Annotated in this window: 9 protein-coding genes; 8 read left to right on the top strand and 1 reads right to left on the bottom strand. The window is 65.3% G+C overall.

Going from position 1 to position 9,227, the window contains the following annotated elements; genetic code table 11:
* The 7 genes from EOD07_RS12145 to EOD07_RS12115 form a co-directional block, all read left to right on the top strand.
* On the top strand, positions 1-500 hold a 500-nt coding region (locus tag EOD07_RS12145), incomplete at its 5' end, for an ABC transporter permease (RefSeq protein ID WP_164772201.1).
* Positions 501-513: 13 nt separating this feature from the next.
* Complete coding sequence (locus tag EOD07_RS12140; RefSeq protein WP_127235617.1) at positions 514-1,434, top strand: ABC transporter permease; 921 nt, start codon at positions 514-516, stop codon at positions 1,432-1,434.
* A gap of 62 nt (positions 1,435-1,496) precedes the next feature.
* Entirely contained in the window at positions 1,497-3,140 is a 1,644-nt protein-coding gene (locus EOD07_RS12135; protein WP_127235616.1) for an ABC transporter substrate-binding protein, read from the top strand.
* Complete coding sequence (locus EOD07_RS12130) at positions 3,130-4,074, top strand: acetamidase/formamidase family protein (protein ID WP_127235615.1); 945 nt, start codon at positions 3,130-3,132, stop codon at positions 4,072-4,074. The genes EOD07_RS12135 and EOD07_RS12130 overlap by 11 nt, the downstream gene beginning before the upstream one ends.
* Complete coding sequence (locus tag EOD07_RS12125) at positions 4,071-5,891, top strand: ABC transporter ATP-binding protein (RefSeq protein WP_127235614.1); 1,821 nt, start codon at positions 4,071-4,073, stop codon at positions 5,889-5,891. The genes EOD07_RS12130 and EOD07_RS12125 overlap by 4 nt, the downstream gene beginning before the upstream one ends.
* An 89-nt stretch (positions 5,892-5,980) precedes the next feature.
* The gene (locus tag EOD07_RS12120) at positions 5,981-7,375 is read left to right on the top strand and encodes a multicopper oxidase family protein (protein ID WP_127235613.1); all 1,395 of its coding nucleotides are present in this window, start codon (positions 5,981-5,983) and stop codon (positions 7,373-7,375) included.
* Between the two features lie 115 nt (positions 7,376-7,490).
* Positions 7,491-7,985 carry a hypothetical protein gene (locus EOD07_RS12115; protein WP_040991542.1) on the top strand — a complete coding sequence of 165 codons (495 nt, stop codon included), beginning with the start codon at positions 7,491-7,493 and terminating at the stop codon, positions 7,983-7,985.
* A 23-nt stretch (positions 7,986-8,008) separates the two neighbouring features.
* Here EOD07_RS12115 and EOD07_RS12110 read toward each other — a convergent pair whose 3' ends face one another.
* A complete protein-coding gene (locus EOD07_RS12110) occupies positions 8,009-8,188 on the bottom strand; it encodes a hypothetical protein (protein WP_127235612.1) in 180 nt (59 codons plus the stop codon).
* A gap of 290 nt (positions 8,189-8,478) precedes the next feature.
* Between EOD07_RS12110 and EOD07_RS12105 the strand changes: the two genes are divergently transcribed.
* Positions 8,479-9,227, top strand: a 749-nt coding sequence (locus EOD07_RS12105; RefSeq protein ID WP_164772200.1) for an AsmA family protein, incomplete at its 3' end; no start/stop codon positions are given.

Here is a 9,227-nt window from a genome sequence, read left to right as displayed (position 1 = left end):
TCACCGACCTGATGATGGCCTTCCCGGCGCTGCTTCTGGCCATCTGCCTGGCCGCGGTGTTCGAGCCGAGCCTCTGGATCGTCGCCATGGTGATCGCGCTGGTCAACTGGGTGCAGACGGCGCGCGTCATCTACACGGAAACCTCCTCGCTCGCCGAGCGCGAGTTCATCGATGCCGAGCGCACGATCGGGGCGAGCGCCCCGCGCATCCTGTTGCGCCACATCCTGCCGCATCTCCTGCCGACCATCATCGTCTGGGGCACGCTCGGCATCTCGACCACGGTGCTGCTCGAAGCCACGCTCAGCTATCTCGGCATCGGCGTGCAGCCGCCGACCGCCTCCTGGGGCAACATCATCTTCGAGAACCAGACCTATTTCCAGGCGGCGCCCTGGCTGGTGTTCTTCCCCGGCGCCGCGATCCTGGCCCTGGCGCTGGCCTTCAACCTGATCGGCGACGCGCTGCGCGACATCCTCGACCCAACGCAGAGAGGGCGGGAATAATGGGAGGCCGGTCATGATCGCCTATCTCGGCCGCCGGCTCATCCAGTCGCTGCTCATCCTGCTCGGCGTCTCGCTGATCACCTTCGCGCTGCTCTATCTTTTGCCGGCCGATCCGGTGCGCCAGATTGCGGGCCGCAGCGCCACGCCCGAAACGGTGGAGAACATCCGCCGGCAGCTCGGCCTCGACCAACCCTTCATCGTGCAATACTGGCATTATCTCACCAGGCTCATCGGCGGCGATCTCGGCCGCTCCTACATCCAGCGTTCGGAAGTCACGGAACTGATCGTCTCGCGGCTGCCGGCGAGCCTGCTTCTGATGGTCGGCGCCATCCTGTGCGAGCTCGCGATCGGCCTCGCCATGGGACTGGTCGCCGCCGTCAAGCGCGGCACCGCCACCGACCAGACCTTGATGGTCGCCTCCTTCGTCGGCGTCTCGGCGCCGCAATTCGTCGTTGGCCTGCTCCTGCTCTACGTCTTCGCCGTCAGGCTCGGCTGGTTCCCGATCGGCGGTTACGGCAGCTGGCGCCACCTCGTGCTGCCCTCGCTGACCATGGGCATACTCGGCGCCGGCTGGTACGCGCGCATGATGCGCTCGTCGATGATCGACGTGCTGCGCCAGGACTATATGCGCACCGCCCGCGCCAAGGGCCTGGCGCGCGGCGCCATCCTTTTTCGCCATGCCCTGCCCAACGCCATCCTGCCGGTCGTCGCCATGATCGGCATCGACATCGGCGTCTTCATGGGCGGCATCGTCGTGGTCGAAAGCGTGTTCGGCTGGCCGGGCATCGGCCAGCTCGCCTGGCAGGCCATCCAGCGCGTCGACATCCCCATCATCATGGGCGTCACCCTGGTCTCGGCCTTCGCCATCGTGCTCGGCAACCTCTTGGCCGACATCATCGCGCCCTTCATCGACCCCAGAATCAAACTGAGGTGAGCATCAAACTGAGATGAGCATCGAGATGAAAACGACAACAACCAGAGAAAGGGAACACTGACATGAGACGATTTCTGGCATCCACCGTGGCGGCGTCGGCGCTCGCGCTGATGCTCGGCATGGCAAGCGCCCGCGCCGACGACGCGGTCGACCCCAACATCAAGCAGGGCGGCGCCATCACCATCACCTACAAGGACGACGTCGCCACGCTCGATCCGGCGATCGGCTATGACTGGCAGAACTGGTCGATGATCAAGAGCCTGTTCGACGGATTGATGGACTATGAGCCGGGCACCACCAAGCTCAAGCCCGACCTCGCCGAAAGCTACGAGATCTCGCCGGACGGCAAGACCTTCACCTTCAAGCTGCGTCACGGCGTGAAATTCCACAACGGTCGCGAGATGACCGCCGACGACGTCAAATACTCGCTCGACCGCGTCACCAATCCGAAGACACAGAGCCCGGGCGCCGGCTTCTTCGGCTCGATCAAGGGCTATGACGATGTCGCCGCCGGCAAGGCCGACAACCTCTCCGGCGTCACCGTGGTCGACCCTTATACGATCAAGTTCGAGCTTGTCCGGCCGGACGCTACCTTCCTGCATGTCATGGCGATCAACTTCTCGCATGTCGTGCCGAAGGAGGACGTCGAGAAATACGGCGCCGACTTCGGCAAGCATCCGGTCGGCACCGGCGCCTTCAAGCTCGCCGAATGGACGCTCGGCCAGCGCATCGTCTTCGAGCGCAATCCGGACTACTGGCACAAGGGCCTGCCGCATCTCGACAAGATCACCTTCGAGATCGGCCAGGAGCCGATCGTGGCGCTGCTGCGCCTGCAGAAAGGCGAGATCGACGTGCCCGGCGACGGCATTCCGCCGGCCAAGTTCCAGGAGGTGATGAGCGACCCCGAGCAGAAGGCGCGCGTCGTGGTGGGCGGGCAGTTGCACACCGGCTACATCACCATGAACACCACCATGGCGCCGTTCGACAATGTGAAGGTGCGCCAGGCCGTCAACATGGCGATCAACAAGGACCGCATCGTCCAGATGATCAACAACCGCGCGGTGCCGGCCAACCAGCCGCTGCCGCCCTCGATGCCCGGCTACGACAAGGCCTTCAAGGGCTACGCCTATGACGTCGCCAAGGCCAAGGCGCTGCTGGCCGAGGCCGGCCATCCGGACGGCTTCGAGACGCAGCTCTTCGCCATGAACACCGACCCCAATCCACGCATCGCCCAGGCGATCCAGCAGGACCTGGCGGCCATCGGCATTAAGGCCAGCATCCAGTCGCTCGCCCAGGCCAATGTCATTGCCGCCGGCGGCGACAAGGCCGGCGCGCCGATGATCTGGTCGGGCGGCATGGCCTGGATCGCCGACTTCCCGGATCCCTCGAACTTCTACGGCCCGATCCTCGGCTGCGCCGGCGCCGTGCCCGGCGGCTGGAACTGGTCGTGGTATTGCAACAAGGATCTCGACGCCAAGGCGGCCGAGGCCGATTCAGTCGTCGACCCGGCCAAGTCAGCCGATCGCGAAAAGATGTGGAGCGCGATCTACGACAAGATCATGGAGGACGCGCCCTGGGCGCCGGTCTTCAACGAGCAGCGCTTCACGCTGAAGTCAGCCCGCATGGGCGGCGCCGACAATCTCTATGTCGACCCGGTCCATATCCCGATCAACTACGACAATGTGTATGTGAAAGATGTGCAGTAACTGCGACTACACCATCCACGGGCGCCATCACCATTTCGGCTGGGACAATTCCTTTGCCCCGGCCGAGCGGGTGGCGCCCGGCTCGACGATCGAGTTCCAGTGCCTGGATTCGTCCGGCGGTCAGCTCAAGGCGGACAGCACGGTCGCCGACATCGCCAAGCTCGATTTCGGCCAGATCAACCCTGTGACCGGGCCGATCTTCGTCGAGGGCGCCGAGCCGGGCGACGCGCTGAAGGTGACGATCGAGATGTTCAAACCGTCCGGCTTCGGCTGGACGGCGAACATCCCGGGCTTCGGCCTGCTTGCCGACGACTTCAAGGAACCGGCGCTCGCCATCTGGAAATACGACGCCGCCTCGCTCGAACCCGCTCTGTTCGGCAAGAACGCACGCGTGCCGCTGAAGCCGTTCGCGGGCACCATCGGCAACGCGCCGGGCGAGAAAGGTCACCATTCGGTGGTGCCGCCGCGGCGCGTCGGCGGCAATCTCGACATCCGCGACCTTGCCGCCGGCACCACGCTCTATCTGCCGGTGGAAGTGGCGGGCGCGCTGTTCTCGGTCGGCGACACGCATGCCGCGCAGGGCGACGGCGAGGTATGCGGCACGGCGATCGAAAGCCCGATGGATGTCGTGCTCAAGCTCGACCTCGTGAAGGACGCGCGGCTGAAGACGCCGCGCTTCACCACGCCCGGCCCGGTGACGCGCCACCTCGACGCCAAGGGCTATGAGGTGACGACGGGCATCGGACCCGATCTGATGACCGGGGCCAGGGAGGCCGTCAGCCAGATGGTCGACTTGCTGTCCGCCCGCTACAAGCTCGACCCGGTCGATGCCTATATGCTGGTCTCGGTCTGCGGCGATCTCCGGATCAGCGAGATCGTCGACATGCCGAACTGGGTGGTGTCGTTCTACTTCCCACGCTGCGTGTTCGAATGAGCGCAAGCGTGGTCGACGAACACGCTGACGCCGCCGCAGGGGCGGCCGCGGGGCCGGTGCTCGAAATCACCGGCCTCTCCGTCGGCGTGCGCGGCGAGGATGGCGAGCGCGAAGTGGTGTCCGGCCTGTCGCTGTCGCTCGGACGCGGCGAGACGCTGTGCATCGCCGGCGAGTCCGGTTCCGGCAAGTCGATGACGGCGCTGGCGATCATGCGGCTCCTGCCGCAGCCCGCCGGCCGCATCGCCGCAGGCACGATCCGGCTCTACGACAAGGACGGCAGTGCCGTCGAACTGACGGCGCTCGACGAGCGCCGCATGCGCGACATTCGCGGCGACCGCATCGCCATGATCTTCCAGGAGCCGATGACCTCGCTCAATCCGGTGCTGTCGATCGGCCGGCAGCTCACCGAATCGATCGAGGCGCATACCGGTCTCTCCCATGCCGAGGCGCAACGGCGCGCCGTCGAGGCGCTGAAGGCGGTTCGAATTTCCGAAGCCGAAAGCCGGCTGAAGCAGTTTCCGCACGAATTGTCGGGCGGCATGCGCCAGCGGGTGATGATCGCCATGGCGCTGGCGCTCGAGCCCGACGTGCTGATCGCCGACGAGCCGACGACGGCGCTGGACGTGACGGTTCAGGGCGAAGTGCTGGAGCTGCTGCGCGACCTGCAGCGCCAACACGGCACCAGCGTCATCCTGATCACCCACGACATGGGCGTCGTCGCCGAGATGGCCGACCGCGTCATCGTCATGCGCAATGGCCGCATGATCGAGGAAGGCGCGACCGCCGATATTTTCGCCAGGCCCCAGGCCGCCTACACGCGCGAGCTTCTTGCCGCGGTTCCGCGCATCGGCTCGGGCGCGGGGCGCCGCGCTTCCGGCGAGCCGGACGAGATGGCCGGGAAGGACAAGGTGGCGGTTGTGAACGACCTCCATGTCCGCTTCGACCTGCATGGTGGTTTCTTCGGCCGCGTCACCCGGCGGGTGCACGCCGTCGAGGGCGTCTCCTTTTCGATCGCGCCCAACGAGACGCTGGCGCTGGTCGGCGAATCCGGCTGCGGCAAATCCACCACCGCCAAGGCGCTTGCCGGCCTCGTGCCCTATACGGGTGGCGTCACGATCGGCGGCCGCGAGCTTTCCGGGCTTGGCGGCGACGCGCGCAAGGCCGTGCGCCGCGACGTGCAGATGGTGTTCCAGGATCCCTACGCCTCGCTCGACCCACGCATGCGCGTCGGCGACCTGGTCGCCGAGCCGCTGCTCATCCACGGCATCGGCACACGGCAGGAACGCCAGAGCCAGGTGGCTGCCCTGTTCGAGCGGGTCGGCCTGTCCGCAGCGCAGATGGAGCTCTATCCGCATGAATTCTCGGGCGGCCAGCGCCAGCGCATCTGCATCGCCCGCGCGCTGGCGCTCAGGCCGAAGCTGATCATCGCCGACGAGAGCGTGTCGGCGCTTGATGTCTCGGTGCAGGCGCGCGTGCTCGATCTTTTGAAGGAGCTGCAGCGCGAGTTCGGCGTCGCCTATCTCTTCATCTCGCATGACATGGCGGTGGTCGAGAACATCTCCGACCGCGTCGCCGTCATGTATCTCGGCCAGATTGTCGAGATCGGCAGCCGCGACCAGGTCTTCTCCAACCCGCGCCATCCCTACACGCGCCGGCTCATCGAGGCGGTGCCGGTTCCCGATCCGTCGCGCCGCCGCACACGCTTTGCCCGTCTCGACCGCGAAATTCCAAGCGCGACCCGGCGGATCGGCGAAACCGTGCCGAAACTGCTGCTCAAGGATTTCGGCGGCGGACACCTCGCAGCGGTCGCGGATTGACAGGCATCCGGAGCGGCGATCTGTCCGTTTTGGGAACCGCGCGAATGGTGGTAAAGCTGACGCAGCCACTCACCTATTTAGGGATTCGAATGTCGGCCCTCACACGCCGCAAACTCCTGCAAGGCGCCGCGGCGGCCGGCGCGGCCGGTATCGGCCTCTCCGCCGCCGGCAAGTTTGCCGGCTGGGCGGCGCCGAAGCCCGAATCGCTGATTCTGAAGACCGCAAGCGTTCAGGCGCAACTGATGGAGGGCGCGCCGACGAAGAACGTGCTGACCTATGGTGAAGCGGGCCCGCCGCCGGTCGTCAGGATGAGGAAGGGCGAGCCTTTCGCCGCCCGTTTGATCAACGGCATCGACGATCCGACGACCATCCACTGGCATGGCGTCCGCGTTCCCAACAAGATGGACGGCGTGCCGTTCATGGTGCAGCCCTATGTCTATCAGGGCGATCATTTCGACTACGCCTTCACCCCGCCAGACGCCGGCACCTTCTGGTATCATCCGCATTGCAACACGCTGATCCAGATGGGTCACGGGCTGACGGGCGTGATCGTCGTCGAGAACCCGAACGATCCGGTCTTCGATGTCGAGATGGTCGTCAACCTGCGCGACTGGCGGCTCGGCGACGACGGTCAGTTCATCGAGCCGTTCAGGCCGCGCGACGCGGCCAAGGCCGGCACTTTCGGCACGGTACGCACCGCCAATTGGCAGGACCAGCCGCAATTCGACGCGCCGGCCGGCGGGCTGGTGCGGCTTCGCGCCGCCATCACCGACGTCACCCGCATCTATGCCTTCCGTGTCGACGGCGCCGAGGCGACGGTCATCGCGCTCGACGGCAACCCGGTGCCGCAGCGCTTTGCGCCGGACGCCTTGCAACTGGGACCCGGCCAGCGGCTGGAGCTTGCCATCCGCATGCCCGACGAGGAAGGCGCGATCGTCAGCCTGCGCGATGTCAGGGGCACCAAGCCGAAAATCCTGGCGACGCTGCGCTCGGTCGGCAAATCGCTGAAGCATGATCTGCGCGATCTCGGCCCGCTCGAAGCCAATCCCGTGGCGGAGGTGGACCTGACCAGCGCCAAACGCATTCCGCTGGCGCTGAGCGCTACGGCGGAAAACGTCGCGGTCGACAGCATCTGCGGCTCGCTCGGCTACAGTTTCTGGGCGATCAACAAGGTGCCGTGGCCGGGCGACACGCCGGACCCGACCGCGCCGCTCGCCGAGCTGAAGCTCGGCCAGAGCTACATCGTCGATATGGAGAACCTCACCCCGCACGCGCACCCGATCCATCTGCACGGCATGAGCTTCAAGGTGCTGTCGTCATCGACCAGGGCAGTCCAGCCGCTCGTCTCCGACACCTATCTGATCCAGCCCGACGAGAAGGTGCAGCTCGGCTTCGTTGCCGACAACCCCGGCGATTGGCTGCTGCATTGCCACATCATCGAGCACCAGAAGACCGGCATGACGAGCTATTTTCGGGTGGTGTGAGCGCATTGGCGCGGAAAGGCGCCGGCATTCGGCGTCTATCTCGGGTTGACGCGTTTGGCCGATTGCCTAGGTAGGCAGGAGGGCGCTGGGGCGGCACGCAACTCCGACCGACGGCATGACATCCTTGCGTATTCGAAAACTTGCCTTCGTTGCGGCAGGCATCTCCATCCTGTCGTCCTGCGTCATCCCTGACGACACGTCGGGCATCGCCAAGGTCGACGCCACCACGGCCGCTGCCCGCAAGGAGATGGTCGGTCTCAGCGAGGCCGATGTCCGCATGTGCGCCGGCTTTCCGACCGCGACGGCCGATGTGGGATCATCCGGCCAGATTTGGACCTATCAACGCACCGTCCAACGCGGCAACCTCAGTATCGCGGTGCCGACGATGGCCGTGGGCGCGATCCCCGCGGTTGGAGGGTCGGTCAACGTCGCTCCTGGCGGCTATTGCAACACGCAGATCCGCATGATCGGCGGTCGTGTCGCCGAGGTTGCCTATGCCGGCGACAACAATCTGCCGAACAGCATCGATGCGCTCTGCGTCAGCACGGTGGACGCCTGCGTGGCCTATGCGCGGCAGCGCAATCACAAAGCGACGGCGGTCTCGAGGTGAGCGGGACCAGGCCGCTCCGAGGCTCAGCGACCTCCGGGGTGAATGGCGCCGGGCTCCTTTTCGGAGGCGTCGGGCGAAACGCGCCGGGCCCGGTTTCTGCTTGTCTCGGGCGGCGCGACATCCATCAGGTTTCTGACCTTGGCATTGTTGTGAGCCTGGATCACCGCGCGACCGAAATGAAGTAAAATCCCGAGCACTGACATTGGCACGTCCTCCATTGGATTGCTGATGTGTCGGTGGCGGGCGCCGGACAGTGCTCTTGGTCTGTTTCATGGGAATGGCTCGGAAAACGGCTGATCGTTTCCAAACCCATGGGTTCTGGAAACATTTGCGCGCATATGGCCTCGATCGCGATGGCCCTCGGCGAAAGAGCTCCGGGGAGCAGTCCGAAATTCGTCCGGCGCGAAGCCCGTGCTTCGGCAGGATTCAGTCGGGCGCCCGAAGCATGTATGTTTAACGATACTGATTCTTCCGATCGTTTTGGCTGGTCGATGTGAGAAAAATCGTCGCTGCACTCACCGTCGCTGTTGTTCTTGTCGTCGGGCTGCTCTTCCTTGTGCCCGCTCTTGTTTCAACCGACTGGGTTCGTGCCGAACTGAGCCGGCAACTGTCATCCGCGACCGGAATGACCATCCGGCTGGACGGACCTGTCAGGCTGTCGCTGCTGCCCAAGCTGGCGGTGGTCGCTGACGATATCTCGCTCTCGACCGGCACGGGCGACATCGCGATATCCGCGCCGCGGTTCTCGACGTCGGTAACGCTGTCGTCGCTATGGTCGAAAAAACTTGAGATCCAGTCCGTCGCGCTGGCGGATCCGACAATCGCGCTCAAGGCTTCGGCGAACGCGGCGTCGCCTTCGGAACCGAAGGATGTCCAGGCCGATCCGTTCGCGGCGATTGTCGATACGCTCGAGCGCCTGGCGATCAACCAGCTGACGATAACGAATGGCACCTTTACCTCGGGCGCGTCGGCCGGCAATGCCGCTAGGGTGACAGCGATCGACGCCGATCTGAGGGTCCCGGATCTCGACAGGGAGGTCTCGTTTTCATTGGCCGGCACCAGCGGCGGCCGTCGCGTCGAAATGAGCGGCAGCCTTTCCGGCTTGAGGCCGATCCTGAAGCGGCAGCCGGCCCAGATCGCCGTCGAGGCGCGACTCGACCCGGCGCCGGTTCCGAAGTTCTCTTCGTTGCAGGCAAGCGGCGAGATCCAGCTCAACGGCAACGGCAGTTACCAGATCAGGGG

The organism is Mesorhizobium sp. M2C.T.Ca.TU.002.02.1.1 (assembly GCF_003997225.1).
This window is presented reverse-complemented; position numbering and strand designations above follow the sequence as displayed.

Bases quoted from the DNA above. Each gene is read 5' to 3' on its own strand.
- EOD07_RS12130 (WP_127235615.1), top strand. From the start codon at position 3,130: ATGTGCAGTAACTGCGACTACACCATCCACGGGCGCCATCACCATTTC.
- EOD07_RS12110 (WP_127235612.1), bottom strand. From the start codon at position 8,188: ATGTCAGTGCTCGGGATTTTACTTCATTTCGGTCGCGCGGTGATCCAG.
- EOD07_RS12140 (WP_127235617.1), top strand. From the start codon at position 514: ATGATCGCCTATCTCGGCCGCCGGCTCATCCAGTCGCTGCTCATCCTG.
- EOD07_RS12120 (WP_127235613.1), top strand. From the start codon at position 5,981: ATGTCGGCCCTCACACGCCGCAAACTCCTGCAAGGCGCCGCGGCGGCC.
- EOD07_RS12135 (WP_127235616.1), top strand. From the start codon at position 1,497: ATGAGACGATTTCTGGCATCCACCGTGGCGGCGTCGGCGCTCGCGCTG.
- EOD07_RS12125 (WP_127235614.1), top strand. From the start codon at position 4,071: ATGAGCGCAAGCGTGGTCGACGAACACGCTGACGCCGCCGCAGGGGCG.
- EOD07_RS12115 (WP_040991542.1), top strand. From the start codon at position 7,491: ATGACATCCTTGCGTATTCGAAAACTTGCCTTCGTTGCGGCAGGCATC.